This window comes from Pseudomonas sp. DC1.2 (assembly GCF_034351645.1).
Taxonomy (GTDB): Bacteria; Pseudomonadota; Gammaproteobacteria; order Pseudomonadales; family Pseudomonadaceae; genus Aquipseudomonas.
The window spans coordinates 3,270,982-3,297,676 of record NZ_CP133782.1 but is presented as its reverse complement, the minus strand read 5'-3'; the positions used below and the strand labels follow the sequence as shown (position 1 = coordinate 3,297,676).

27 protein-coding genes are annotated in these 26,695 nt (G+C 59.7%); 11 read left to right on the top strand and 16 right to left on the bottom strand.

All coding sequences use genetic code 11. The annotated features are described in order from the left end of the window. Positions 1–55: 55 nt before the first annotated feature. Together RHM68_RS14785 and RHM68_RS14780 are read right to left on the bottom strand one after the other, a co-directional pair. Entirely contained in the window at positions 56–982 is a 927-nt protein-coding gene (locus tag RHM68_RS14785; RefSeq protein WP_322215941.1) for an alpha/beta fold hydrolase, read from the bottom strand. A gap of 22 nt (positions 983–1,004) precedes the next feature. Beyond that, positions 1,005–2,459 carry an NAD(P)/FAD-dependent oxidoreductase gene (locus RHM68_RS14780; RefSeq protein ID WP_322215938.1) on the bottom strand — a complete coding sequence of 485 codons (1,455 nt, stop codon included), beginning with the start codon at positions 2,457–2,459 and terminating at the stop codon, positions 1,005–1,007. A gap of 192 nt (positions 2,460–2,651) precedes the next feature. Between RHM68_RS14780 and RHM68_RS14775 the strand changes: the two genes are divergently transcribed. After that, entirely contained in the window at positions 2,652–3,725 is a 1,074-nt protein-coding gene (locus tag RHM68_RS14775) for a diguanylate cyclase (RefSeq protein WP_322215936.1), read from the top strand. 148 nt (positions 3,726–3,873) lie between these two features. After that, entirely contained in the window at positions 3,874–5,103 is a 1,230-nt protein-coding gene (locus tag RHM68_RS14770) for a M20/M25/M40 family metallo-hydrolase (RefSeq protein ID WP_322215934.1), read from the top strand. Between the two features lie 144 nt (positions 5,104–5,247). Here RHM68_RS14770 and RHM68_RS14765 read toward each other — a convergent pair whose 3' ends face one another. The 8 genes from RHM68_RS14765 to RHM68_RS14730 all read right to left on the bottom strand — a co-directional run bounded on the left by RHM68_RS14765 (position 5,248) and on the right by RHM68_RS14730 (position 13,638). Further along, positions 5,248–6,117, bottom strand: coding sequence for an oxaloacetate decarboxylase (locus RHM68_RS14765; RefSeq protein WP_322215932.1), 870 nt, complete (start codon positions 6,115–6,117; stop codon positions 5,248–5,250). Positions 6,118–6,395: 278 nt separating this feature from the next. Continuing rightward, positions 6,396–7,430: an arginine N-succinyltransferase gene (gene astA, locus RHM68_RS14760; protein ID WP_322215930.1), complete on the bottom strand. Its 1,035-nt coding sequence runs from the start codon at positions 7,428–7,430 to the stop codon at positions 6,396–6,398. Between the two features lie 61 nt (positions 7,431–7,491). Continuing rightward, complete coding sequence (locus RHM68_RS14755; RefSeq protein WP_322215928.1) at positions 7,492–8,511, bottom strand: arginine N-succinyltransferase; 1,020 nt, start codon at positions 8,509–8,511, stop codon at positions 7,492–7,494. A 120-nt stretch (positions 8,512–8,631) separates the two neighbouring features. Next, the gene (locus RHM68_RS14750) at positions 8,632–9,981 is read right to left on the bottom strand and encodes an APC family permease (RefSeq protein ID WP_322215926.1); all 1,350 of its coding nucleotides are present in this window, start codon (positions 9,979–9,981) and stop codon (positions 8,632–8,634) included. A 91-nt stretch (positions 9,982–10,072) separates the two neighbouring features. Further along, positions 10,073–10,825, bottom strand: a complete 753-nt coding sequence (locus tag RHM68_RS14745) for an N-formylglutamate amidohydrolase (RefSeq protein WP_322215924.1) — start codon at positions 10,823–10,825, stop codon at positions 10,073–10,075. Next, positions 10,809–12,140: a glutamine synthetase family protein gene (locus tag RHM68_RS14740; protein WP_322215923.1), complete on the bottom strand. Its 1,332-nt coding sequence runs from the start codon at positions 12,138–12,140 to the stop codon at positions 10,809–10,811. The genes RHM68_RS14745 and RHM68_RS14740 overlap by 17 nt, the downstream gene beginning before the upstream one ends. Next, positions 12,137–12,781, bottom strand: coding sequence for an isochorismatase family cysteine hydrolase (locus RHM68_RS14735; RefSeq protein WP_322215922.1), 645 nt, complete (start codon positions 12,779–12,781; stop codon positions 12,137–12,139). The genes RHM68_RS14740 and RHM68_RS14735 overlap by 4 nt, the downstream gene beginning before the upstream one ends. A gap of 2 nt (positions 12,782–12,783) precedes the next feature. Continuing rightward, positions 12,784–13,638, bottom strand: a complete 855-nt coding sequence (locus RHM68_RS14730; RefSeq protein WP_322215921.1) for a MurR/RpiR family transcriptional regulator — start codon at positions 13,636–13,638, stop codon at positions 12,784–12,786. 342 nt (positions 13,639–13,980) lie between these two features. Here RHM68_RS14730 and RHM68_RS14725 point away from each other — a divergent pair, with 342 nt between their 5' ends. Then, a complete protein-coding gene (locus RHM68_RS14725) occupies positions 13,981–14,553 on the top strand; it encodes a histidine phosphatase family protein (protein ID WP_322215920.1) in 573 nt (190 codons plus the stop codon). After that, positions 14,553–15,308 carry a precorrin-6A synthase (deacetylating) gene (gene cobF, locus RHM68_RS14720; protein WP_322215918.1) on the top strand — a complete coding sequence of 252 codons (756 nt, stop codon included), beginning with the start codon at positions 14,553–14,555 and terminating at the stop codon, positions 15,306–15,308. Before RHM68_RS14725 ends, cobF begins: the two co-directional genes overlap by 1 nt. On the opposite strand, the gene ftrA is transcribed toward cobF, so the two are convergent. After that, positions 15,287–16,306, bottom strand: coding sequence for a transcriptional regulator FtrA (ftrA, locus tag RHM68_RS14715; RefSeq protein ID WP_322215915.1), 1,020 nt, complete (start codon positions 16,304–16,306; stop codon positions 15,287–15,289). The genes cobF and ftrA overlap by 22 nt on opposite strands. 101 nt (positions 16,307–16,407) lie before the next feature. Between ftrA and RHM68_RS14710 the strand changes: the two genes are divergently transcribed. Beyond that, complete coding sequence (locus tag RHM68_RS14710) at positions 16,408–16,842, top strand: rhodanese-like domain-containing protein (RefSeq protein WP_322215913.1); 435 nt, start codon at positions 16,408–16,410, stop codon at positions 16,840–16,842. Between the two features lie 34 nt (positions 16,843–16,876). On the opposite strand, the gene RHM68_RS14705 is transcribed toward RHM68_RS14710, so the two are convergent. Continuing rightward, entirely contained in the window at positions 16,877–17,533 is a 657-nt protein-coding gene (locus RHM68_RS14705) for a type 1 glutamine amidotransferase (protein WP_322215911.1), read from the bottom strand. 340 nt (positions 17,534–17,873) lie between these two features. Between RHM68_RS14705 and RHM68_RS14700 the strand changes: the two genes are divergently transcribed. The 3 genes from RHM68_RS14700 to RHM68_RS14690 all read left to right on the top strand — a co-directional run bounded on the left by RHM68_RS14700 (position 17,874) and on the right by RHM68_RS14690 (position 20,680). After that, complete coding sequence (locus RHM68_RS14700) at positions 17,874–18,653, top strand: ABC transporter substrate-binding protein (protein ID WP_322215909.1); 780 nt, start codon at positions 17,874–17,876, stop codon at positions 18,651–18,653. Positions 18,654–18,762: 109 nt separating this feature from the next. After that, positions 18,763–19,875 (top strand): succinylglutamate desuccinylase/aspartoacylase family protein, encoded by a 1,113-nt coding sequence (locus RHM68_RS14695; protein WP_322215907.1) that lies wholly within the window; start codon positions 18,763–18,765, stop codon positions 19,873–19,875. An 88-nt stretch (positions 19,876–19,963) separates the two neighbouring features. Next, the gene (locus RHM68_RS14690) at positions 19,964–20,680 is read left to right on the top strand and encodes an alpha/beta hydrolase (protein WP_322215905.1); all 717 of its coding nucleotides are present in this window, start codon (positions 19,964–19,966) and stop codon (positions 20,678–20,680) included. A gap of 6 nt (positions 20,681–20,686) precedes the next feature. On the opposite strand, the gene RHM68_RS14685 is transcribed toward RHM68_RS14690, so the two are convergent. Continuing rightward, positions 20,687–21,274, bottom strand: a complete 588-nt coding sequence (locus tag RHM68_RS14685; protein WP_322215902.1) for a hypothetical protein — start codon at positions 21,272–21,274, stop codon at positions 20,687–20,689. Between the two features lie 217 nt (positions 21,275–21,491). On the opposite strand from RHM68_RS14685, the gene RHM68_RS14680 reads away from it, so the two are divergent. From RHM68_RS14680 to RHM68_RS14670, 3 genes are all read left to right on the top strand, one after another. Next, entirely contained in the window at positions 21,492–22,025 is a 534-nt protein-coding gene (locus RHM68_RS14680; protein WP_322215900.1) for a chalcone isomerase family protein, read from the top strand. A 10-nt stretch (positions 22,026–22,035) separates the two neighbouring features. Beyond that, positions 22,036–22,563, top strand: coding sequence for a DUF3833 domain-containing protein (locus tag RHM68_RS14675; protein ID WP_322215898.1), 528 nt, complete (start codon positions 22,036–22,038; stop codon positions 22,561–22,563). A gap of 95 nt (positions 22,564–22,658) precedes the next feature. Next, complete coding sequence (locus RHM68_RS14670) at positions 22,659–23,978, top strand: Nramp family divalent metal transporter (protein ID WP_322215896.1); 1,320 nt, start codon at positions 22,659–22,661, stop codon at positions 23,976–23,978. 74 nt (positions 23,979–24,052) lie between these two features. Here the strand turns inward: RHM68_RS14670 and RHM68_RS14665 are convergent, their stop codons facing one another. The 3 genes from RHM68_RS14665 to RHM68_RS14655 are packed head-to-tail and all read right to left on the bottom strand — an operon-like array spanning position 24,053 to position 26,646. After that, positions 24,053–25,234 (bottom strand): acetyl-CoA C-acetyltransferase, encoded by a 1,182-nt coding sequence (locus tag RHM68_RS14665; RefSeq protein WP_322215893.1) that lies wholly within the window; start codon positions 25,232–25,234, stop codon positions 24,053–24,055. Positions 25,235–25,245: 11 nt separating this feature from the next. Continuing rightward, positions 25,246–25,911 (bottom strand): CoA transferase subunit B, encoded by a 666-nt coding sequence (locus RHM68_RS14660; protein WP_322215891.1) that lies wholly within the window; start codon positions 25,909–25,911, stop codon positions 25,246–25,248. Positions 25,912–25,947: 36 nt separating this feature from the next. Continuing rightward, positions 25,948–26,646 (bottom strand): CoA transferase subunit A, encoded by a 699-nt coding sequence (locus tag RHM68_RS14655; protein WP_322215889.1) that lies wholly within the window; start codon positions 26,644–26,646, stop codon positions 25,948–25,950. Positions 26,647–26,695: the final 49 nt, after the last annotated feature.

The following is a 26,695-nucleotide window of genomic DNA, read 5'->3' as shown; positions in this document are numbered from 1 at the left end:
AGTTTCTGACGGACTTCATTCTGTGAAGGACTGGTGAGACCTTTCAGCGCACTCATCAGTGCTTCTTGCCCAGAAACGCCTGACACAGCCGCGCCGCCCTGACCGGTTGCTCGACCATCGGCATGTGCCCAATGTGGTCCCAGATCTCCACTCGCAAATCGGCGATGCCCTTGCTCCATACCGACACGCTGCTGACATCGATCAAACGATCCTTTCGCCCCCAGAGCAACAGCGCCGGGCAGCGGATGTCGGCGAGTTTCGGCTCCATCGGCGGGCTGGCGTGAAAGTCCGTGAAAATTTCCGCCAGGGCCTCGCGCCGCTGCTCATAGCGTTGCGCGACGGCATCCAGGACCACGCCGGGCACCCACGGCGGGTTGGCCATGGTCATGGCGTAGAAGTGTCGGAACTCCTCCTTTGAATGAATCAGGAAAGGGTTATGTCCCTTGTTCAATTGCTGCGCCAAGTCGCTGAGCTCCGGGGCTGTCACACCCGCCGGATCGATCAGCGTTACCGACGCTACGCGGTCCGGGTAAGTGGCCGCCAGCCACGCCGCAATGTAGCCTCCCATCGAGTTACCGATCACATGGACCTTCTCGACGCCGCAGACGTCGAGCAACTGGATCATCCGCTTCGACTGTAGCGCGATGTCATAGCCGCCGCCGGCCTTGAAGCCGGTTTCGCCATGACCGGCGAGGTCGGGAATGATCACGCGATAATCGCTGACAAAGTGCCGGGCAAAACGCAGCCAAATGTTCTTGTCGGCACTGTAACCGTGGAGCATCAGCACGCTGCTGGCCGCCTCATAAGGCCCGCCTTGCCAAGTCGAGACCGTCATCTCGCTGATCGGTACGACGATCTTGTGCAGTCGGTAAAGCTTGGCTTCGGTGGCCATGCTCACGTCATACAACCATTGGCCGATGGTCGGGTAGCTTAACCAGCTCCAGGCCACGAAAACCGCGATTGCGACAACCAAAACAAGCATCAGGCGTTCTCCTTTTACGTGTTCAGGACAAAATGTGGTCGCCGGTTTTCAGCGCCCGGGTCAAACGGTGGTAGCTGAAGCTGAACCCTGGAAACATGGCAATCACATGACCGCTGCGGCTTTGATACCAACTGTGGCAGCCACCGGATTTCCACACGGTGCGTTCCATCTCCCGGTGAATCATCTCAGTGTAGGTACGTTCCGCTTCGGGGCGTACCTCGATGCTGCGCAAACCTTGCTCTTTTACCGTCCGAATACAGTCAAGGATGTAGTTCATCTGCGATTCGATGATGAACAGCGCCGATGTATGGCCAATGCCCGTGTTGGGGCCTGTGACGATAAACAGGTTGGGGAATGCCGGCACGCTGGTGCCCAAGTAGGCACGTGGATACTGGGCCCAGACATTGCGCAGTTGCGTGCCATGCTTGCCGGTCACCGAATAGGAAATCACCCCGTCGGTGGCGTCGTATCCGGTTGACCAGACAATCAGGTCGAGGTCGATATGCTGGCCGTCCTGGGTCGTGATACCGCTTTCGTCGAGGGCCGCGATGCCGTGCTCGCGGCTGTGCAGGGTCACGTTATTGCGCCCGAGTGCCGGATACAGCGTGCTTGAGACAATCACCCGTTTGCAGCCGATGGTGAAGTCCGGTGTCAGTTTGCGTCGCAGCTCGGGATCGGGCACCTGGCGCTTCAGAAAGCGCAGGGCGTGACGCTGCACCATGCGGATCGCCGGTTTCGAGTATTTAAAAGCGATCACCCGGGTTTCGAACTGCCAGTAGATCATCCAGCGCAGCAGCGTGTAGGCTGGTTTGAGCCCCAGAAGCCAGCGCTGGAAGCGGCCGAAAGTACGGTCGGCCCGAGGCAAAACCCAGTGCGGCGTGCGTTGAAATACGTGCAAGTGTTCGACGTGCGGGGCAATCGCCGGGATGACTTGCGCGGCACTGGCGCCGCTGCCAACGATGGCGACCCTTTTGTTGCGGTAGTCGTAGGAATGATCCCAGTGGTTTGTATGAAAAGTTTTGCCCTGAAAACGTTCCTGCCCTTCAAAGTGTGGGATGACTGGTTGGCTCAGCGGCCCCGTGGCATTGATCAGAAACTGTGCGTAAAACGTACCTTGGGCCTCGGTATGCACGGCCCAACGTTTATGGGTGTCGTCCCATTCGATACGCTCGACATTGGTGTGCAGCTCAACCTTATCCCGCAGGCCAAATTGCTCCACCACATGCTCGGTGTAGCGTTGCAGCTCTGCCTGTTCGGCGAACATCTGCGTCCAGCGGTAGGGCGCAAAAGAAAGCGAATAGAGCGGCGAGGGCACATCGACCGCCGCGCCGGGGTAAGTGTTCTGGCACCAGGTACCACCGAAAAAATCTCGCCGTTCAAGCAGGCGAAAGTCGCTGATGCCAGCCTTGAGTAAATTGACCGCCGCACACTGACCGCCAAAACCGCTGCCGATGATCAATACGTGATAAGTCTGCATGCCTCTCCTCTGTTTACGGTGGTTTATCAAACCCTCCCTTCATGTATAGCCAAACATTCAGCACTCGTCTGATGGCGATAGCAGGGTATTCAGGCTGCTCGCCGGTGATGGCTATTTAACGTTGCCCTGATAGACTTCCAGCACGCCCGCACCCCGGTGTGATCAGATTCCGTTAAGCGGTAGAGGCCTCTTATGGAAAAAACGGGAGGGAAAGGGATTTCACTGGCAAGGAGGCTCTATACATCGCGAACCCTGGGTTTGACCTTGGGGCTGTTGTGCGTGATTGCGGCGATGTACCCGCTAAACCCGGCGCCGTGGGTCTGGTGGTTGATGCTACTCAACGGTGTGGTGTGGCCGCACGTGGCCTACCAATGGGCGCGCCGCGCGAAAATCCCTTATCACGCCGAACACCGCAATCTGCTGATGGACGCTTTTCTGGGCGGCTTCTGGGTCGCGGCCATGCAGTTCAATCCACTGCCCAGCGCGACCACGATTTCGATGATGGCAATGAACAACGTGGCCATTGGTGGCTTACGTTTTCTGCTGGCCGGCACCGTGGCGCAGATCCTCGGTATCGGCGCAGGGCTTCTGGTCTTCAGCCCCCTGTTCATCCCACAAACCAGTCCGTTGCAACTGTATGCCTGTTTACCGTTGTTAACCCTGTACCCGTTGGCGTTGGGCTGGATTTGCTTTCGTCAGGCCCACACCCTGGGTCGGCACAAGCGAGAGCTGCTGGCCCTGAGCCGTACCGACAGCCTCACCGGCTTGTTGAACCACGGCGCCTGGAAAGATCAGTTAGAGATCGAATTTCAGCGCTGTCAGCGACAGAATCATGGCGGGGCGATTGCATTGATCGACATCGATCATTTCAAATCGATCAATGACACTTACGGTCACGTTGCCGGGGACATCGTCCTGCGCCAACTGAGCAAAATGCTCAAGCAAAACCTGCGCGCCACCGACGTTGCCGGACGCTACGGCGGCGATGAATTCTGTGTGATCCTGCCGGACTTGCCGCTGACCAGCGCCGCTGCGCTGATGGACGCGTTGCGCGACCGCTTCTCCAAACTGGGCTACGAACAAAACCCGACGCTGAAAGTAAGCCTGAGCATCGGTCTTGCCGCGTTCACTCCGGCGCATACCGACGCGACCGTATGGCTCGACGACGCTGATCAGGCGCTCTATCAGGCCAAAGCCACCGGCCGTAACCGCGTTATTTGTCGCGTCGACGACAAACCGTATCACCCGTTGCTCGACTCGGTCTGAGCGCTCGCTGGACCTTGATCCAGAGCAGGCCCTGCCAACGCAGTTGCCATGACGCTCAGACAGTTAAACAGGTGTCGCATCGGGTATAGAGCCTTGCAGCGCAGTCAGGTAGGGTTTGAGTCCCCCGACACGAAACAAGGACCGCTTCATGACGCTCAAACGTACCGCTCTGGCGACCAGCCTCGCGCTGACCTTCGCCCTGGGCACTTGCACAGCCTTCGCCGAACCCCACAAACAAGTGCTCGCCGATGCCGAACAGTACAAGGCTGACGCCCTTAAGCTGCTCGAACGTCTAGTGAACATTGACTCCGGGTCCGGCTATGAACCGGGCCTGACGCAGGTGCGCGACATCGCCATCGACGAACTGAAAAAACTCGGCGCCAGCGTCGAACTCGTGCCCAATACCCCGGACAAAAGCACTCATGTAATCGCCACGCTCAAAGGCACCGGCAAGGCAAAAATATTGCTAATGGCGCACATGGACACGGTGTTCAAGGAAGGCTCCGCTGCCGAGCGCCCGTTCCACATCAAGGAGGGCCGTGCGTATGGTCCGGGCGTGATGGATGACAAGGGCGGCATTGTTGCCGGCATCTACGCACTCAAAGTCCTGAAAAATCTCGACTTCAAGGACTATGCGCAAATCACCTTCTTGCTCGACGCCAGCGAAGAAACCGGTTCAGACGTCGCCACCGACCTGATCAAGAAAACCGCCAAGGCCCACGACGTGACCCTCAACCTTGAACCGGGTCGCCCGGCGGATGGTCTGGTGGTGTGGCGCAAAGGCAGCGCCACGGCGGTGGTCGAAGTCAAAGGCAAGGCCGCCCATGCCGGCGTAGCCCCGGAACTGGGGCGCAATGCGGCGATGGAAGTCGCACACCAGATTTTGCAACTGGGAAAACTGGGCGACGAAGCGAAGAAAACCACCATTAACTTCACGGTCCTCCAGGCTGGCGACCGCACCAACGTGATCCCTGATCAAGCCAGCGCCAAGGCCGACGTGCGGGCCGCGGTGCCTGAGGAGTTTGACCGAATCGAACAGGATTTGGCGCGGGTATCAAAAAACCAATTGATAGCGGACACCGTGGTCACCACCACCCTTCAGCGCGGCTTGCCGCCGATGCCGCAGACGGCGGAATCGGACCGGTTGATGGCCATGGCTCAGGGGATTTACGGCGAAATTGGCCGCACGCTGACCGAGGAGGGCAGCGGTGGTGCGGCGGACGCGAGTTTGTCGGCGAGCGTTGGGACGCCGACTCTGGATGGGTTCGGGATTGTCGGCGGCAATATTCATACGCCGCAGGAATACGCAGAAGTGGAGAGCGTGGCGCCACGGATTTATCTGCTATCGCGGATGATCATGGAGTTGGCCAAGCAGTAAGCCGCACCGTGATTGATCGTTCCCACGCGAGTGGGCACGATCATTGGGTAGCGCACGGCTTTCCAAGACTTTTCCTACAACATGCCCCGTTGCTGCATTTCGGCATCGCTGCTTACAGTTTGCGGGACGGAAAACGCATCAGCGTCACTCTTTAACGCTCATAAACTCTTTCGCCCAGAGAATGTAATCCTCCGGTTGTGTGTAGGTATGCGTCAGCTCGGTAGCGCTCAAATCCGAGGCCTGTGTAAAGATCTGCCGCTGCTCACGCAAGCTGTCGTAGGTGGCCTTGATCGCCGCAAAGTAAGCACCATGGCCGTCGATGGTGACCCGCACGCCCAACTCTGCCAGGCGTTTATCATCGCGTAGCGCCGGGTTGCCGTAGGTCACCAGCATCAGTGGCACGCTCAAGTGTTCAGCGATTTGTTCGAGCTGGTCGAAATCCTGCACGCCCACCATACAGATCCCATCCGCCCCGGCGGCTTGATACTGCCGAGTACGGCTGATGATTTCCTGAATCGGCACGATCCCCGCGTTGGTGCGGGCAATGATTGCCATTTCCTTATCAACACGGGCTTCCAGCGCCGCACGAATCTTGCCGACCCCTTCGGCAACGCCGATCAAGTCGGTGGATTTGCGGCCGAACTGAGCCGGCAGCAAGGTGTCTTCGATGGTTAGGGCGGCCACGCCAGCGCGCTCAAGTTCGACGATGGTGCGCATGACGTTGAGTGCGTTGCCATAGCCGTGGTCGGCGTCGGCGATCACCGGCAGTTGCGCCACACGGCCAATGCGCGTGGCCTGTTCTGCGAACTCGCTGAGGGTGATCAAGGCAAAGTCAGGAGCGCCCAGCACTTGCAGCGAAGCGACCGAACCGCCGAGGATCCCCACTTCAAAACCCAGGTCCGCGGCAATGCGTGCCGACATGGGGTCGAAGACCGACGCGGTGTGATAGCAGGTGTCTGACGCGAGCAATTGGCGAAAGTTACGGCGCAAATCTTGATGGGAAAGCCTGGACATATGAGTTCCACCACTGCAATTGGAATGGAAAGGCTTGAGCAAAAGTGTCAACGCCGAAGGAACAAAAGGCTATCACGCGGGCGGGGCAAGGAGGATGACGAATTTGCAGGCGGTGCGCACGACGCCGATCTTTTTCGCGCGCGAGCTTGATGTGCAGCCTTCGCCAATCGATAAGGCTCGGTAGTCTGAAGAATGCACTGCTTGGTTTTGCGGCCGCTTCGCCGCTCGGCGGGAGCACGCTCCCCCGTCACAAGCGTATCGGACAGTTTAGAGCTGGATCATGCCGCTACGGCATGCTGCTCTTGATAAGGCAGCAGCACCGCGCGCACGGAGTTGCCCGGTTGCAGTTGCAGGCGTTTGGCAGTGAGACGATCAACGATCAAACTGTTGCCTACCCTTCGGCCCTTGGCGGTAGTGATGCGGCAGTTTTCCAGGCGCCGGTTGTGGATCATCCAGGTCGGGGCATGTTCATCGGGCGTGCCGATGCCCAGCATCAGCGGTTGGCTGTCGCGCACCGTGCGGATTTTCGAAACCTGGGCTTCGATCACCGGGCCGCCGTCGAAGATGTCGATGTAGTTCTTATGGGCAAAACCCTCGGCGTTGAGGATCTTCAGCGCCGGTTCCGTGTTCGGGTGAGCCTTGCCTATGGCGGCCTGGGCCTGTTCGGTCAACAGGCAGGTATAGAGCGGTTGCCGTGGCATCAGTTCGGCAATGAACGATTTGTTGCCCAGCCCTGACAAGTGATCGGCATGGCTGAAATCCATCTTGAAAAAATGTCGGCCCAAGCTGTCCCAGAACGGTGAACAGCCTTGTTCGTCGGCGTGACCACGCAGTTCGGCGATGAGCTTGTCGCCGAACAAGTGCGGGAACTCGGCGACGAACAGCAAGCGCCCGAGCGACAGCAGTCGCCCATTGCTGCCCTTGCGTTGATCGGGCCGCAGGAACAGCGAGCACAGTTCTGATTGCCCGGTCATTTCGTTGTTCAGGAACAAGGTCGGGATCTGCCGCTGGATACCCAGGCCTGGCGCCGAACTGACCGTGAGCCCCACCCGGTAGTTGTACCAGGGCTCGCGCAGGCCGACGGCTCCCGCCAGGGCGCTGACACCCACCACGCGTTGATCGTCGTCTTCAAGTACGAACAGGTAGTCGGCGTCGGCTCGCTCAACCTGCTCGGCGAAAGTGCGTTGGGCCCAGCGCACACGGTGTACCAAATGCTCCTCGCTGGCCGGCAGGGTGGTAAAGCCGGGGCCGGCCTGCTGCACCAGCGCCAGCAAGGCGGACAGGTCGGTGACGTGAACCGGACGAACAATCATGATGCAGCTCCTTCTGCGCGCCTGCTCGGGCGCTGTCGTTGGGCCCAGTGCCTGAGGGGGCTCATAGGGCGATCAGCCTGATCGGGCTGCCATTCGTCACGTTCAGCTCGGCGCACATCTGTGCGCTCAGGGCCACCGGTTGTCCGGCGTTGACCTCCAGTTCTGCGACGATGGCCCGATAATCCTTTAGCGCTTCATTGCTCACCAGATAGCTGCCTCGCGCGTCGTGGACGGACGCCACCGGCTGCGCCGTCAGGGTCTGGCTTTGGGCGATGGAGCGAACCTGGGCCGTTCGGGCATACAGGGTCGGGCCGCCGTCGAACAGGTCGATGTAGCTATTGGTTTCGAAACCTTCGCGCGCCAGGATATCGAAGGCTTCTTGGCCATCCGGATGGATTCGCCCAATGCAGTCTTGGGCCGCTTGCGCCAGCATCGGCACGTAGATGGGGTATTGCGGCATCAGTTCGGCGAGAAAGCTCCGGCTCTCCAGGCCGCACAGGCGCTCGGCCTCGGCGTAGGGTAGGTCGAAAAAGTGTTTGCCCAGCGCGTTCCAGAACGGCGATTGGCCCTGTTCATCACTGTAGCCGACGATTTCGGTAATCACGGCTTCAGCAAAACGCCCTGGATGGGCGGCGATAAACAACAGTCGTGCGCGTGACAGCAATTCGGAAAACGGCGTTCGCACCAAGGCAGCGTCAATATGAAACCCTCGCAGCAGCGTATGGCCACTGAGGTCATGGCACAACGAAAGCGCTGGCACGCCGTGCTCGATGTTCAGTTCCCGTGAGGCGCTGGTGAAGTGCCGGTTGCGCAGGCTGTAGAAAGGTTCGCTGAAACCTGCGGTGGCGAGGATTTCCGAGCACCCTGCCAGCTTTTGGCGGGCGAGGTCTTCGAGGACAAAGAAATAGTTCTCCGGGCCACCGCCCTTAGCGTCTTTGTCGAACGAGGCGCAGGAGTCGAGAATCTTCCCCCGCAGGCGTTCGGTGTCGTCCGGCAGGGATGTCACACCCACTAGACTGTCGTGCGCCAGTTGCTGTAACTGGGGCAGGTCGGATAACTCGACTGGGCGTAAGACCAGCATGGATGCACTCCTGTATCAAAGGGTTCGGCGGCTCGCTGCCGAACCTGACTATCACTGTCGGTTTCCACGCGTGAAATCAGCGGTCGCCTGAATGTTTGTCAGACGCCGCCCTTTTTTTTGTCAGACGTTGCTTGGGTCAGGCAGCGCCGTACTGGCGCCCAGTTTGTTCAGGAAAAACAGGTAAACCAGGCCTAGAGCAATCCAGATCAAGCCGAGTTTTTGTGCGTCTACGCCCATGTTGTACATGATCGCGGCAACGATAATGAAGCCGATCACCGGACAGACAAGGTGACGGATTACCTGGCCGGATTTTTGCCTGCGCCAGTAGTAATTGATCACGGTCAGGTGCAGCAGCATGAAGCCGCTCAAGGCGCCGAAGTTGACCAGGGAGGTGAGGGTGTCCACCGAATTGATAAACAGGTAGCAAATCACCAGCGACAGCGCCGCAACCAAGTAAATGCTCACGTAAGGGGTGTTGTGTGTCGGGTGTATCTTGGCCAGTATTTTCGGTAGTTTTCCGTCCCGCGCCATGCCGAACAACAGGCGCGACACGGCGGCTTGAGACGTGATCGCCACCGCCACGCCCCAGGCCAGGGCCGTGGCCACGCCGGTCAGCGTGGCCAGCCAACTGCCGGCGGCGATTTCGGCAATTTCATAGAACGCGGTGTCGGCGGACTTGAAGCCCATGCCCGCCGCCAGGTCAGTGGCGATCCAGGTCTGCACCACGAATATCACGCCCATCACCACCAGCGTAATCAGCGCTGCCTTGCCGACGCTGCGACCCGGGTCGCCCTTGACCTCTTCGGCAAGGGTGGAAATGGCGTCGAAACCCAGGAAGGACAGTACCGCAATCGACACTGCTTGCATCAGCAGGGCGAAGTTGAACGTGTCGGCGTTGTACAACGGCGCCAGGGTCAGTTGCCCGTTACCGCCGCCACTGTGCAGGGCGTTCCAGGCGTAAAACAGGAAAATCCCCAACACCACCAGTTGTGCCAGCAGAAAGATGATGTTCATCCGCGCGGTAAAGGTGATGCCCCGCAGGTTGACGAAGGTCGCGCTGACCAGGAAGGCCACGATGAAGCCGACTTTTGGGATGTCCGGGTACAAATGGTTCAGCGCCATGGCCGCATAGACGTAGAGCAGCGGCGGGATCAGCAGGTAGTCGAGCAGCATCAGCCAGCCGGCGATAAAACCGACGTGTTGATTTAAACCCCGTTGGGCGTAGGAATACACCGATCCTGCGATGGGAAAGGCTCGTGCCATGCAGCCGTAACTCAGCGCGGTGAACAGCATTGCAACCATGCCGATGATGTACGCCAGCGGCACCATCCCCGGTGCCTCGGCGTTGACATAGCCATAGACCCCGAACGGAGCGATGGGGATCATGAAGATCATCCCGTACACCACCAGATCCGTCAGCGACAGACTCCGTTTCAATTCCTGCTTGTAGCCGAACGCTTGAATGTCCATGAAGCCACTCTCCTTGCTAGCTTGTTGGGTGAATTTTTAGTTTTTTTCGGTGCAACACACTGCGGTAACGGTTCCTTGAGGCAGCGATTTCCTACAGCAGCGGTACCAGGTAATTGCTCCAGCGAGCGACGTCCTCGGGCGTGCGCAGCAAATCGTTGCGCACCTCGATCAACAACGCTTCCAGCCCTCTGGCATCGCCATGCACCGGTACGGTCATGTCCCCCAGAGGATCAATTTTGTAGGGCTGATTGCCGGCCACTTTCAGCGGGTGTTGGCTGAGGCCATCAATCAACCGTTGCGCATAATGACTGGCCTGGCCGTATAACACGCCGGCCTCCAGCAACCGTGGCTGACCGTAGAACACTGGCGTGAAGCTGTGAATTCCCACCACGCGCACCGGTCGCCCATGTGCGACGCGTTCGTCGATCAGGCTTTGCAGCCGGGTGTGAAACGGTTTGAACAGACACTGGCGGCGATACTCGCGAGTCGCTTCGTCGAGGTCGCGGTTGCCCGGCACCTGATAAATCTCGCTTTGCAACGGAATGCTGTCCAGCGCGTGGCGTGGACGGTTGAGGTCGATTAACAGCCGTGAATAATTGGCTGCCAGCAGCGTTGCGCCGAGAGCCTCTGACAGCTGCTCGGCCAACGACAGGGCGCCAATGTCCCAGGCAATGTGTTCGCCAGCGGCCTCGGGGCTCAGGCCCAGATTATTGAGCGAGGGCGGGATAAAACGGCTGGCGTGCTCGCACACCAAGATCAGCGGGTGCTCGGAGGCTTCCCGACTCAATGTATAAGGCGGCTCGGTGTAGAGGCCGAGTTCAACGGATTCAGTACAGGCGCGCATAGTGCTCACAAAGATCGGCGGGCGAGAGCTGTTCCGTCAGCGTCAGTTCCTCGGTTTTCAGGGCGAAATAAGTGTCCAGCAAGGCACGAGGCAAGGCGTCGAGCAGCGCATCACTGTTGCGCAGGCAATCCAGCGCCTGAGCGAGCGACGCGGGCAGGGCGACGATGCCCCTGGTCTGGCGTTGTTCTTCATTAAGGGCATCGGGTATTTCATCGGTGATCGCGTTCAGTGCCAGACGCTGTTCGATGCCTAACCGGCCGGCGATCAGCAGCGCGGCCAGCGCCAGGTGCGGCGAGGCGGTGGCGTCCATGGCGCGAAATTCCAGGTTGTACTGCGCCGCCACAGATTTACCGCCCAGGCTCACGGTCGGACAGATCCGCAGCGCTGCTTCGCGGTTGCGTTGCCCCAGGCACGCGTAGGACGCACTCCAGTGATGGGGTTGCAACCGCTCATAGGACACCGGTGTCGGCGCGGTAAACGCACACAGCGCCGGCAAGTAATGCAGAACGCCAGCGGCCCAGTGTTGGCCGAGGGCAGACAGGCCATTGGTGATACTTGCGTCGTAGAGCACTGGTTCACCGAACAGATCCAGCAGGCTGAGGTGCAGGTGTACACCGTTGCACACCGCGTGCTCGGCGGTCTTGGGCGAAAAACTGACGTCCAATGCCATTTGCCGGGCGATTTCCCGGGTGATCTCGCGCACATTCACCGCACGGTCCGCCGCCGCGACCCCGAGGGTCGGGCGGCAAGTGATTTCGTATTGATGCTTGCCGTATTCCGGCAGAAACATCTCGGGCTCCACGCCTGCGGCGCGCAGAGCACTGAGCAGCCAACCGCCGAATTCGGCCCCTTGGCGCTGTGCCTCGAGGGTAAACGCCAACTGATCGGCGGCCCCGCAGCCCAGGTTGAACTCATGTTCGAAGGCCGCGTTGATTTGCAGGTTCAACTGCGAGCGATAGCGTTTCACCTCGTTGCGCAGCAGGGTGCGTGGGCACGTGGCCCACGGGAGGCCGTCGGTTTCGCACAGGTCGCCGTGAATAAAGTCCAGGGCGGGAGCCTTCGCGTCCGGGCCATTGTTGACCTTAACCCGGCTGCTCAGGTCCGGAATCAGCCGCAAATCTCCGTAGGCGCCCCACGGGTTGCCAGTGGCGATGACGTCTTGCGGCGTCAGTGCGCTGTTGGCCGGCACCCAGCCGCAGCCTGCCGTTTGATAGTGGTCCAGTTCGTCGGTCGGGAACGAGCGACCACGGGTCACACCGATCAGGTCGGTGGTGACGATCGTGGTCATGGGCAGCGGCCACAGGCGTTCACTCATGGCGTCATCTCCTGCAACCTGGCGAGCACGGTTTGGGTATCGCTGATCCAGCAGTAGCCTTTGATCGCATTGAGGCAGGCCTGATGCCGATCCGGGGTGTAGGTGGCGCAGGCGTCTTCTACCACGGTCACCAGATATCCCCGGTCGGCGGCATCCCGCACGGCCATGTCCACGCACTGGTCGGTGACGATGCCAGCAATGATCAGGTGCCGCGTTTCCAGGTTGCGCAGGACGTAGTCGATGTTGGTGGAGTTGAAGACCCCCGAAGATGTCTTAGGCAAGACGATTTCGTTTTCCGTGGGCGCCAGGTCGTCGATGATCTGCGCCTGCGGGCTACCCTTGGGCAGGTGCATGTCCGACAGTTTGTGGTCCAGGGAGCGGTCACGGCCATCGGCGGTGAGGCTTTCGATAAGCGTGTGCAACACGTTTTGCCGGGCAGTGCGAAAGGCACTCAGGAGCCGGCGCTGATTGGGCACCACTTGCCTGTGGGTTCGGGTCAGGAAGTATTCGGCGTGCGGGTGATTGAGGTGCGGGTCGAACTGCGGCTCGAGCCAGGCACGCTGCATGTCGACCAGCAATAGCGCGGTGTGATCGGTGACGAACGGCAGATCTCGGGGTGAACGATGGGGGAGCGCAAACATCCTTATTTTTCCTCCAGCAGGTGGGTGTCGAAGTCAGTGCGCAGTGCATCGATGCCTTCCAGGCGATCAGCCAGCTCGGGGCTGCGTAGGGTCAGGCAAGCGATCAGTGCCTCGACCTGGGCCAGCGCCGGGACCATGGTGTCGAACGCCGAGACCGATTCCACTGGCGCACTGATGATCAGGTCCGCCATTTCCCGCAGTGGCGAGGCGTAAATGTCGGTGAACAGCACCACCCGGGCATAACGGCTTTTGGCGGCATGGGCGACGCGCAAGGCCTGGGACTGGTAGCGGCGGTAATCAAAGAGCAGCACTAAGTCCTGGCGCTGCACGTCAAACAGTCGGTCCGGCAATTGCGCGTTGCCTTCCAGGGCGAAACAACCGGGACGCAGCAGGCGTAAATGGTTGAGCAGATAGTGGGCGAGAAAACTGCTGAAGCGCCCGCCGTAGCAGTGGACCTGATGCCGGGTGTCGAGCAGCCATTCCACCAGGATTCGCACATCTTCCGGTTGGGTCAGGGCCTGCGTCTCGACCAGCGTTCGATGGCTTTGCGCCAGATAATGGCTCCAGGGATCGTCTTTTTGCAGGTGGGCGCGCGGTTGCAGGAGTGTGCTGGGTGAGCGCAGGCGGTGATCCATGTCGCTGAGCAAGGCATCCTGAAATTCGGCATAACCGCCAAAACCGAGTTTTTTGACCAAGCGCACAATGGTCGGGTCGCTGACGCCGGCATGTTCAGCCAAGCGTGACATCGGGCCGAGGCCATTACGCGGGTACTGGTCGAGCAAGGCGCGGATGACTTTGCGCTCTGACGGCGTGAGGTCCAGGCCGGGATCGGTGATCAGGTCTCGTAGAGGTGGCATCCGGTCTCCCTGCTGGATGAATATGTAGGTTTTATTTCATAATTCGCTAAAACAGTATTTATGTAATTCCTACTACATGTCTAGTGAATTTTTAGCGGCCATTAAAATGCCCTGAAGCAGGGCGAAACCCCCGGCTGCCGGGGGCTACACCTATGTCGACTGATGTTGTAGGCCATCGCCCATGGCGGTGTCAGATATAGGCGTTTTTAACGCGAGAAATAGCTCTACGGATTGAGTCGCTGCTAAAAACGAAAGTCCCCCGAGCGCCCTTCTTACGGCACAATTGCCCGATTGTTGATGATGTTGTCCTGTTGTTTATGCCCATTGATCGAGTATTGCTTCATGAAGGCGACGCGTTTAACCCTGATTTGCCACGCTCGAACCGTCGCACAGAAAATGGCGCGTTTTCCTATCGATGAGTCGTTGGAAATGGAGTGGCAATCGGCAAAGGGTTCACGTTGCGCTCAGTTCAAGGGCACGCCGCGCCTGATCTGCGCTCCGGAGCGGCGAGCTTGGCAGACCGCGCAATTGTTCGGTGACGACAGCGAGGTGTGCGCGGCATTGGCCGATTGCGACTTGGGTCGCTGGCAAGGCCTGCGGATTGACGATCTGCAAACATCTGAGCCCGACCACTTGGCAACCTGGCTTCAAGACCCCTATTCAGCGCCCCACGGCGGCGAGTCGGTGGCGCAGCTCAGGCAGCGGGTGGTGGCGTGGTTGAAGACGCTGGAGACCACGCCGGGACATGTCGTCGCCATCACTCACCCGTTTGTCATACGTGCCGCGCTGACTCATGTGCTGAACAGCGACGCGTTCAACCTGATTGATGTCGAACCGTTGTCGGCCACGGATGTATGGTTCTCCGGTCGCTGGCGCCTGCGCTTGTCGGGCATAAACGCTGAAGGAGCGCCCTGATGAAAACGTTGCTGGTCATTGGTATCGGTGCCGGGAATCCGGACTACATCACGATGCAGGCGGTGAAGGCGCTGAACCGCGCCGATGTTTTTTTCCTGATGGACAAGGGCGACAGCAAAAACAAGCTGATCGACCTGCGGCGGGACATCTGTGAGCGCTACATCAGCGGTCACACCTATCGTTTTGTCGAAGCCCACAGCCCAGAACGTGAGCGTGGTGAAGTGGACTACAAGGCCAGCGTCGAAGATCTGAACCTGGCTAAGCAGCAGACCTTCGAACGCTTGATCAACGAGCACATGGCTGACGGCGAATGCGCCGGTTTCCTGGTGTGGGGCGATCCGGCGTTATACGACAGCACGGTGCGTATTTTGCGGGCGATCCTGGCGGCGGGCCGTTGCGTCTTCGAATTCGACGTGATTCCTGGCATCACCAGTGTGCAGGCGTTGGCGGCGCAGCATAAAGTCCCGCTGAACCGCATTGGGCGTTCGATTGAAATCACCACCGGCCGGCGATTGGCTGCGGGGCAGGTGAGCGATGCTGACAGCGTGGTGGTGATGCTTGATGCCGAAGACTCCTACCACCACGTCGCGGATAAAGAGACAGAGATTTACTGGGGGGCCTACCTCGGGACGCCGGATGAAATTCTGATCAGCGGCAAGCTCAAGGAGGTGGCGGATGAGATTGAGCGCACGCGCAAAGCCGCTCGTGCGGTGCATGGGTGGATCATGGACACCTATTTATTGCGCCGGCCTTGAGGGTCAGTGTCCTGATGGGTCGCTAGAGAAATCGCTTTGACCTCACGTCCGAACCGCTCCCGGTAGACCGATGGCGGTACACCGACCACGCTGCGAAACGCCACTCTGAAGCTTTCGACCGAACGATAACCACACTGCTGGGCAATGTGCTCGGTGTTCTGGCGAGTACCTTCCAGCAGCTCCCGAGCCCTGGCCAGTCGTTGATGTTGCAACCAGGTCTTGGGTGACAAACCGCTGGCTTCGGTGAAGCGGCGCAGGAAAGTGCGTTCGCTCATGGCCGCCTCGCTGGCCAAGTCGCGGACTTCCAGCGGCTGGTGCAGGCGCTCCCGTGCCCACTGCATGACGCGGGATAAATCGCTGCGCGGCGTCGGGCTGATGGGAGCAGGAATAAATTGCGCCTGCCCGCCCGTGCGTTGCGGCGACATCACCAGCCGCCGTGCCACCGCATTGGCCACCTGCGTGCCGAAATCCCTGGCCACCAAGTGCAGGCACGCATCGATACCGGCGGCGCTCCCGGCCGAGGTGATCAACTGGCCCGCATCGACATAGAGTACGTCCGGGTCCACCTCAATGGCCGGGAAACGCTTGGCCAGCTCCGCGGTGTAGCGCCAATGGGTGGTGGCTCGGTGACCGTCCAGCAGACCGCTGGCCGCCAGCACGAACACTCCCGAGCAGATCGACAACAGGCGCGCCCCCCGTGCATGGGCCTGACGCAGTGCAACGAGTAACGCTTCGGGAACCGGTTGGTCGCGGCTACGCCAACCGGGGACAAGAATGGTGCGGGCACTTTCGAGCAGCTCCATGCCGCCGTTAGCCAATACCTGAATCCCGCCCGTGGCCCGCATTGGCCCCTCATCCACGGCGACGATGCGGTGTTCGTACCACGGGAAATCGAACTCCGGTCGGGCTAGGCCAAAAATCTCTACGGCAATGCCGAATTCGAATGTACACAGACCGTCGTAGGCCAGAATCGCGACTAAACCAGGGGAGGGCTGCATTTGGCGGAAAATTCCCGGTAAGTGTCTTGTGCGCCACTGTATCGGTAAGTCGGCGCTGGATAAAGTCTGCCGACACCTATCGAGACTTTGGAGTACGACCCATGACCAGCCTGGTTAGCGAGATTCCTGCCGCCCCGTCCGACGTTGCACTGATGCACTTCAGCAATCGCCTGACCTTTGAAACCGATTGTTCCGACGTCCACGACAGCCTGCAGGCCGATGAGGTGGACTTTGTATTGGTCGATGTGCGGGGCGCCTTGGCCTATCAGCGCGGCCATGTGCCCGGAGCCGTCAATCTTCCGGGGCGTTTGATGACGGCTGAAAGCCTGGCGGCCTATCCGCAAACAACGCTTTGGGTGGTGTATTGCGCCGGCCCCCACTGTAACGGCGCCAACAAGGCCGCCGCGAAACTGGCAGCGCTGGGGCGCCCCGTCAAGGAGATGATCGGCGGGGTGACGGGCTGGCTGGATGAAGGGTTCGAGTTGAACGTGGTGGTGCCGCGTGGCATAACGCAGCCGATGGCCTGTGACTGTTGATCGCCAACATTGGCGAGGTACTTCTGCTTAGGTTTCAGGCCGTTTCTGTTGAAACGGTCCACCACTCATCCAGTGTCCCGCGCAACCAGTCAAACACGGCGGCGTGGGCGGCGCTGTCGTCCTGGTCCCGCAGCAACGGTGATTCATCGGCGAAGTGTTGATTGAGTAGGGTGACGGATTCGGCATTCCATTCCGGGTGAAACTGCACGCCCACGCGGTGGGGGCTGACTCGATACATTTGCTGTTCACATCCCTCACTGCTGGCCAGTAACTGTGCCGCTGGCGGTAAGTCGATGGCGTCTTCATGCCATTCCAGCACGCTCAACAGCGTGCCATCAGCGAAGATGACCGAGGTCCAGCCGGTTTCGGGATGGGCCATGCGTCGCACCTTGCCGCCCAGGCTCAAGGCCAACAACTGCGCGCCCAGGCAAATCGCAAACACCGGCGCACCCTGCTGCACACTCGCCGCCAGCCACTGGCGTTCGGTTTCCAGCCACGCCGGCCCGGCGTTGGCTTCGTAAGGCCCACCCAGCACGATTGCCGGCTCTGAACTCACTGTCGGCAACTGCCCGAGATCGGCACGAAAAACCTTCAGCGCGACGCCTCGACGCCTGGCCCAGTCGGTAATGGCGCCTGGGCCCTCGGCAGGGTGGTGCTGAATCAGGTTCAAGGTGTTGGCGGGGTTGGGCATGTCGATTCTCAGAGGAGGAGGCCGCGCCCAATGTGCCGCAAAACGACGTTGATCACCAGCGCCCTCGGCGTCCGTTGTCTAGCGCGATTATTCCGTCGGATCCAGCCCCAAGCCCTGTAGGTTTCGTCTGAAAACGGGGCGTGCCCCACCGCCGTTGCACCGCGTTGGCGCACGCTGTTCAATCGCCTGATACGGCTATCACGTTTCTATAAGTATTCGTCGCTTAAACATAATTGGCCGGCTCCAAGCCACTCTAGACTGCCGGCCACTTCGGTTTTCACAGACCGCAAGTCGTCATTCCAACGCTGCCAATAAAAGTCTCCGCACGCAGGAGTTATAAATGAACAAGCTAGTGATGTTCGGTGCCCTGGCACTGTCGATGTTGTCCCTGACCGCCGTAGCCGAAGACGCTAAGCCGATCCGCCTCGGTATTGAAGCGGGCTACCCGCCGTTTTCGATGAAAACCCCTGACGGCAAGCTCACCGGTTTTGACGTGGACATCGGCGACGCGTTGTGTGATCAGATGAAAGTGAAGTGTGTATGGGTCGAGCAAGAGTTCGATGGCTTGATCCCCGCCCTGAAGGTCAAGAAGATCGACGCCATTTTGTCGTCCATGACCATCACTGATGATCGTAAGAAAAACGTCGATTTCACCATCAAGTATTACCACACGCCGGCGCGTTTCGTGATGAAGGCTGGCACCGACGTCAAAGACCCGCTAACCGAACTCAAGGGCAAAAAAGTCGGTGTGCTGCGCGCCAGTACGCATGACCGCTTCGCCACCGAAGTGTTGGTGCCCGCCGGCATCAACCTGGTGCGTTATGGGTCCCAGCAGGAAGCCAACCTGGACATGGTCGCTGGTCGCCTCGACGCGATGCTGGCCGACTCGGTCACCCTGGACGACGGTTTCCTGAAAACTGACGCCGGTAAAGGGTTCGCTTTTGTAGGCCCGACCTACGAAGACGCCAAGTACTTCGGCGGCGGTGCCGGTATCGCGGTGCGCAAGGGTGATAAAGAGCTGGCGGACAAGTTCAGCAACGCGATCACTGAAATTCGTGCCAACGGCAAGTACAAGCAAGTGCAGGACAAATACTTCAACTTTGACGTTTACAGCCAGTAATCGAGTCGTTTAAAAAAGTGGCCACCGTTGACGCGGGCGCCACTTTTTTTATGGGCTTGTAATTGGAATGACGCCTATGAGCTTGTCGCTCAGGTAATCAGGAGTTCTCATGCACCGCATCGACCATTCATTGCCCTGGAGTCATCTTGGAACCGAGCGCACCTTGAGCGTCTTTCGTTACGGCGCGGGCACTCGTAAGGTCTACATCCAGGCCAGCCTGCACGCTGACGAGCTGCCGGGCATGCGCACGGCGTGGGAACTGAAGAAGCGCTTGGCTGAACTTGATACCCAGGGCCAACTGCAAGGCGTTATCGAATTGGTGCCGGTGGCTAATCCGATCGGCCTCGACCAGCACTTGCAAGGCAGCCACATGGGGCGTTTTGAACTGGGCAGTGGCAAGAACTTCAACCGCTCGTTCGTTGAACTGAGCGCGCCGGTGGCCGCGTTGATCGGCGATCAGTTGGGCGAGGATGCCGTGGCCAACATCGCCCTGATTCGCCAAACCATGGGCCAAGTGCTCGACGGTCTGCCGGCACCGGCGTCGCAGTTGGAAGCCATGCACCGATTATTGCTGCGCCATGCCTGTGATGCGGATATCACACTGGACTTGCATTGTGATTTCGACGCGGCGATTCATCTGTATGCCTTGCCGCAGCATTGGCCGCAGTGGCAGTCCCTGGCGGCGCGTCTGAAAGCGGGTGTTGCACTGTTGTGCGAAGACTCCGGCGGCAGCTCTTTCGACGAGTCCTGCTCTTCACCGTGGTTGCGCTTGGCGCGCGCCTTTCCCGAGGCGGCGATCCCACCGGCTAACCTCGCTACGACTCTGGAGCTGGGCAGCATGGGCGACACCCGTGTCGATCAGGCCCAGGCCAATTGCGAGGCTATTCTGGGCTTCCTTGCCGAACAGGGATTCATTAAAGGCGCGTGGCCCGCGGCGCCGAGCGAGTGCTGCGAGGGCGTGCCGTTCGAAGGCACCGAGTACCTGTTTGCCCCGCACCATGGCGTGGTCAGCTTTCTGCGCAACGCTGGCGAGTCGGTAAAGCAGGGCGATGCGCTGTTTGAAGTGGTTGATCCATTGAGTGACCGAGTCACCACCGTGCGGGCAGGGACCAGTGGGGTGTTGTTCGCCATCGACCGTGGGCGGTACACCCAACCCGGTACATGGCAGGCGAAAGTGGCGGGGAGCGAGCCGATTCGGGTGGGTAAGTTGATTAACGACTGAGGCGTGGACCAGGAGATTTTCGTGGGCTCCCAACGGCTTCGCAGTGTTAGGCTTTGCCGCGAACCCTGCGCTTTTTGAAGGAAGGTCCATGTTCAAATGTCTGACGTTGCTGATGCTGCTGGCCTCCACCACGGTCCACGCTCAAATCCCGCTGCAAACCGATCTGCCGCTCAAGTACCTGGAGCAGGCTAATCCTGAAAGCCGTCATCAGCCGCTGGTGATTTTCCTTCACGGATACGGCAGTAACGAGCAGGACCTGTTTGGCATCAAGGACGAGTTGCCGTCGCAGTACAACGTGCTGTCGGTCCAGGCCCCAGTGACGCTCGAAGCGGGCAGTTACCAGTGGTTTCGCAAGAAAGGCGAAGGCGCTTATAACGGTGAGACGGATGATCTGAAGGCCAGCGCCAAACGCTTGTTGGACTTCATCGCCCAGGCGGCGAAGAAATATCACACCGAGGCTAACAAAGTGTTCTTGGTGGGGTTCAGCCAAGGCGCGATCATGGCCTACGAGGTGGGGTTGCGTCATCCCGAAGCCGTGGGCGGGATTGCGGCCTTGAGTGGGCGGATTCTGCCGGTGCTCAAGTCCGAACTGAAACCGGATGAAAAACGCCAGTCACTGGCGATTTTCATCGGTCATGGCACGCTGGACAAGCGTTTGCCGTATACCGATGGCACTGACGCCCAAAGCCTGTTACTGGGCCTGTCACTCAAGCCTGAGTTTCATGGCTACCCTGGCCTGGGCCACAACATCAGTGCCGCCGAAGTTGAGGATTTGAGCGCTTGGTTACGGCACCTTAATCCTTGAGTGGGCTTACTGCTCGGTCAGGATTTTTTTGACCAGTGCTTCGTGAACCAACGTGTCGCCGGGGCGCGAGATCACTTGCACCAACGCCATGCGTGTGCCGGATGCCGTCAGCAGCGTGGTGTCAAGCGTCGGGCCGCCACCTTGAGTGACGCGGCTGTCGATCTGCCGAACGCCCAGGCCTTGCGCTTTTTTGGAGAGGCTTTTCTCGCTAAGCAGCTTGAAGTCCGGCAGGGCTTTGGTTTGTTGGGCGACGAAGTCGGCGGCAGAGCTGTCGAGAAAATCACCGTCGTTATCCTTCACGGTGACACCGTTCGGGATGGTATTTTCCGCTGCGATCACCACGGTTTTGCTGGCGGCGTTAGTGTACAGCGTGCCTTTTGCGCCAGCGGTGCCATTGGCGGCGTCACCGCCCGGCAGCGCCGAGGCGATAAAACCCTTGGGCAGGGTGAACGTGAACTTGCCGGCCAGCAGCGAGACGTTCTGCGCCGGCGCATCGGCGCCCGCACTGGCCTTTGCCGCTTGCGCCTCCAAGGCACCCAGGCTGGCGACCGCTGTCAGTAGCAGGGCAACGGCTTTTTGACTCAACAATGACATTCGAACTCTCCAGAATGGTTGCACTTTCGCGGCGATCATCCCATGGCGACAGTCAAGCATTCCACCTCAGGCTGCTTAGCGCTCGGCGGCGTCGGTATTGGCTTGGCCCGGATTGCGCCAACGGTCGAGGGGGCAATGAAAATTAAGTCGTCAATAATTGTACAAACAAGTCGTTTGCGTATAAGTTTTTATCAGGCCCCCACGGTGAGTGACACCCATGAACAGACTACGATCGCGCCTGCGCCATGGCCTGTGGCTGCTGGCATTGCTGGCGACTCAAGCGCTTGCCAATTGGCAGGAGGCGTTACCCGGTGCGCAGATCATCGGAACGGGCGAGTTTCGAGTGTATGGCTTCAACGTCTATAACGCCCGGCTCTGGAGCGCGGCGCGGCCATTGTCGACGGATCAGCCGTTCGCGCTCGAACTTATCTACCAGCGCAGCATTTCCCGCGATGATTTGGTGCAGGCCAGCACCGAAGAAATCAAGCGTTTGTCAGGTGCCGCAGTCAGCGCCGAGCAACTGGCGAGTTGGCAAGCCCAGATGCAGCAGTCGTTTGTCGATGTCCAAGCCGGCACCCGGATTACCGGCGTTTACCTGCCGGGGCAAGGCGCGCGCTTTTTTGTCGGTCAACAGTTGCAGCACGAAGTGAAAGACCCACAGTTCGCCCGGGCGTTTTTCGACATCTGGCTCGACCCCCGAACCCGAAACCCCGAGTTGCGTCAGCAGTTGCTGGGCGCTACTCAGCCTTGAGGACATCGTCATGCTGAAAAAGCTTTTGCTGGTCCTATTCGTGTGCCTGGCCGGTTGCGGCGGGATCGATGTGCAGCGTTACAGCGAACAGAACCCCAAGCTCGATCTGCCACAGTTTTTTGTCGGGCAAGTGGATGGCTGGGGCATGTTCCAGAAGCGCTCGGGTGAGGTGATCAAACGCTTTCATGTGTTGATCAACAGCCGCATGGACGGCGCAAACCTGATCATGCATGAGGACTTTACCTACAGCGACGGCGTTAAACAGACCCGCGTCTGGACGTTGCACCCCGACGGTCCGGGGCGCTGGCGTGGGACGGCGGCAGATGTGGTTGGTGAGTCCAGTGGCGAAGTGGCAGGCAATGCCTTGCATTGGCGTTACGTGCTGAACCTGCCGGTGGACGACAAAGTGTATCAAGTGAACTTCGATGACTGGATGTACCTGCTCGATGAAAACACCATTGCCAACCGTTCGGCCATGACCAAATTCGGCTTTGAGTTAGGGCAGGTGACGTTGTTTTTCCGCCGACATGGCGCCTGATACTGCACGGGCCGCATCACGGTCTGATGGTTCCCCTTGGGCGTCACGCCTGAAACGCCTAAGCTGCTCCTTCTCACCTGTAAATGGATGATTGCGTGAAATTCAGTTTGCCCAAGATTGCCACGGCGCCATTCTGTCCGCCGGAAGTGGCTGGCAGTGTGGTCGTCGACCCGGCGGCCTCGTTCTTTAAACGCATGCTGATGTTCGCCGGCCCTGGCTTGCTGGTGTCGATCGGTTACATGGACCCCGGTAATTGGGCCACGGCCATCGAAGCCGGATCGCGTTTTGGTTACAGCTTGTTGTTTGTGGTGTTGCTGGCAAGTCTGGCGGGAATGGTGGTGCAGTGCCTGTGTTCGCGGCTGGGGATCGCCACTGGCCGGGACTTGGCGCAATTGTCCCGGGAGCGCTACAGCAAGCCCGCTGCACGGACGCAATGGGTCCTGGCGGAAATCTCGATCATCGCCACTGACCTCGCCGAAGTGCTGGGCTGCGCGTTGGCGTTTCATTTGCTGTTGGGGTGTTCACTGACCGTCGGCATCGCCCTCACTGCGTTTGATACGTTGTTAGTCCTGGCCTTGCAGAATCGCGGTTTTCGCCGGCTGGAGGCGATCATGCTGGTGCTGGTGGCGACCATCGGCGTGTGTTTCTTTGTCGAGCTGTTGCTAATCAAACCTTACTGGCCAGACGTCGCCCGTGGCTTTACGCCGTCGCTCTCGGCGATCAGCGGTGCAGCGCCGCTGTACTTGGCCATCGGCATTCTCGGCGCGACGGTGATGCCGCATAACTTGTACTTGCACACCTCAATCGTCCAGACGCGTTTGATCGGTCAGGACCTGGCCAGCAAGCAGGACGCGGTGAAGCTGGCACGCATCGACACCATCGGCTCGCTGGCGCTGGCGTTGTTGGTCAACGCCGCGATCCTGATCCTCGCTGCGGCAGCGTTCTACAAAACCGGGCACACCGACGTGGTGGAGATCCAGGATGCCTACCACCTGCTCGATCCGCTGGTTGGCGGGACGTTGGCCAGCGTGTTGTTCGGCGTGGCATTGCTGGCTTCGGGGCAGAGTTCGACCTTCACCGGGACCATTGCCGGGCAGGTGATCATGGAGGGTTACCTGAACCTGCGCATTCCGTGCTGGCAGCGGCGTTTAATCACGCGAGGGCTGGCGCTGATTCCGGCGTTCATCGGGGTCTGGCTGATGGGCGATAGCGCGATTGGCAAGCTGTTGGTTTTGAGCCAGGTGGTCTTGAGCCTACAACTGCCGTTTGCGCTGTATCCGTTGATTCGCATGACCAACGATCACCAACTCATGGGGCCTTTTGTCAATCGTCTACCGACCCGCGTGTTGGCGTGGGGCTTGTTTGTGGTGATCAGCGGTGCGAACGGCTGGTTGATCCTGGAGTTTGTGAGGTAAGTTGCCGCGTGTGCGTTGCCAGGCGGTGGACGGTTCTTCGTGGGTCCCCGTGCCGCCTGTTCAACGCGGCTGGCTTACGCCCTTTCGATGGCCAGTGCCACGCCTTGACCGCCGCCGATGCACAGCGTTGCGAGGCCTTTTTTGGCGTCACGCTTGATCATTTCATGCAGCAACGACACCAGTACCCGGCAACCCGATGCACCAATCGGATGACCCAGCGCAATGGCGCCGCCGTTGACGTTGACCTTGCGGGTATCCCATTCCAGGTCCTTGGCCACGGCCAGTGATTGCGCGGCGAACGCTTCGTTGGCTTCGATCAGGTCCAGTTGGTCGATGGCCCAGCCGGCCTTGTCCAGGCAGCGGCGAGTGGCGCTGACCGGGCCGATGCCCATGATGGCCGGGTCCACGCCCGCGTTGGCGTATGCGGCGATTTTCGCCAGCACCGGCAGGCCCAGGGCCTTGGCTTTTGCCGCGCTCATCAGCAACACTGCCGCCGCGCCGTCATTCAGCGACGATGCGTTGCCGGCGGTGACGCTACCGTCCTTTTTGAAGGCCGGACGCAATTTGGCCAGGGAGGCCTCGGTGGTGTCGCCGCGAGGCTGCTCATCCACCTGGAAGGCGATCGGATCGCCCTTGCGCTGCGGGATCAGGATCGGCGTGATCTCATCGACAAAGCGTCCGGCCTCGATGGCAGCCGTAGCTTTTTGCTGGGAGGCGGCGGCGAAAGCGTCTTGTTGTTCGCGGGTCAGGTGGTATTTCTCCACCAGATTCTCGGCAGTGATGCCCATGTGGTAATCGTTGAATGCATCCCACAGGCCGTCGCTGATCATCGTGTCGACGATCTGTGCGTGGCCCATCCGCAAGCCGGTGCGGGCGCCGGGCATGACGTAGTTGGACAGGCTCATGTTTTCCTGACCCCCAGCGATGATCACCTCGGCATCGCCGCAGCGAATCGCCTGGGCCGCCAAGTGCAGGGCCTTGAGGCCCGAGCCGCAGACCTTGTTCAGGGTCATGGCCGGCACAGCGAAGGGCAGGCCAGCCTTGATTGCCGCCTGACGCGCTGGGTTTTGCCCGGCGCCGGCCGTGAGCACCTGGCCCATGATCACTTCATCGACCAGCGCCGGGTCAATGCCGGTTTGCGCCAGCAACTGACGGATCACCGCGGCGCCCAGGTCGACCGCAGAAACACTGGCCAGCGAACCCTGAAAACTGCCGATGGCGGTACGGGTGGCGGCAACAATAACAACGTCTTGCATGGAATGATTCCTCACTGGGCAGCGAACTGCATTTCGGGCACGTGATCCGGCACGATCAATTTGCCGGCGGTCTTGGCGACAATTTCTTCAACGCTGACGCCTGGTGCGCGTTCTTTGAGAATGAACGCGCCGTCCTTTATTTCCAGGTAGGCGAGGTCGGTCAGGACGCGTTTGATGCACCTCGCACCGGTCAGCGGCAAGCTGCAACGCGGCAGCAGTTTAGACTCGCCGTCCTTGGACGCATGCGTCATTGTGACGATGATGTTTTCCGCACCGGCCACCAGGTCCATCGCGCCACCCATGCCCTTGACCATTTTGCCGGGGATCATCCAAGAGGCAATATTGCCTTCCACGTCCACTTCAAAAGCGCCGAGTACGGTCAGGTCGATGTGGCCACCCCGGATCATCGCAAAGGATTCGGCGGAGGAGAAAATCGACGCACCGATCCGTGCGGTCACGGTTTGTTTGCCGGCGTTGATCATGTCCGCATCCACCTGATCGTCGGTCGGGAAAGCCCCCATGCCCAGCAGGCCGTTTTCCGACTGCAGCATGACTTCCATGCCTTCAGGGATGTAGTTGGCGACCAGGGTCGGAATGCCGATGCCCAGGTTTACGTAAAAGCCGTCCTGCATTTCGCGGGCGACGCGTTGAGCCATTTGTTCGCGGGAAAGTGCCATTGATTGTTCTCCGTTATCGAGCCAGGGGGCAGGGGGTCACTTGCGCACGGTACGCTGTTCGATGCGTTTCTCGAACGTGCCGCAAATGACCCGGTCGACGTAGATGCCAGGGGTGTGGATCTGCGACGGGTCCAGCTCGCCGGGTTCAACGATTTCTTCGACTTCGACCACGGTGATCTTGCCCGCGGTGGCCGCCAGCGGGTTGAAGTTCTGGGCGGTATGGCGGTAGATCACGTTGCCGAAATGGTCGGCTTTCCAGCCTTTGACGATGGCGAAGTCACCCGTAATGGATTCTTCCATCAGGTACTGGCGACCGTGAAACTCGCGCACTTCCTTGCCTTCAGCGACCGGCGTGCCGACGCCCGTGGCGGTGAAAAAGGCCGGGATGCCGGCGCCGCCAGCGCGCATTTTTTCGGCCAGAGTGCCTTGTGGCGTCAGGTCGACTTCGATTTCGCCACTCAGCAGTTGCTCTTCGAACATCTTGTTCTCGCCGACGTAAGAGGCGACCACTTTACGAATCTGCCGATCTTCCAGCAGCACACCGAGACCGAAGCCGTCGACGCCGCAATTGTTGGACACCACGGTCAGGTCACGGGTGCCTTTACGCTTGATCTCGGCGATGAGGTTTTCCGGAATACCGCAAAGGCCGAAACCGCCGGCGATCACGGTCATGCCGTCTTCAAGTCCTGCAAGAGCTTCCTCGTAGGAACTCACGCGCTTGTCGAAACCTGCCATATGCACCTCTTTTATTCTTTATGGGCGGCTGGCTAGCCGGTGTGGGTTG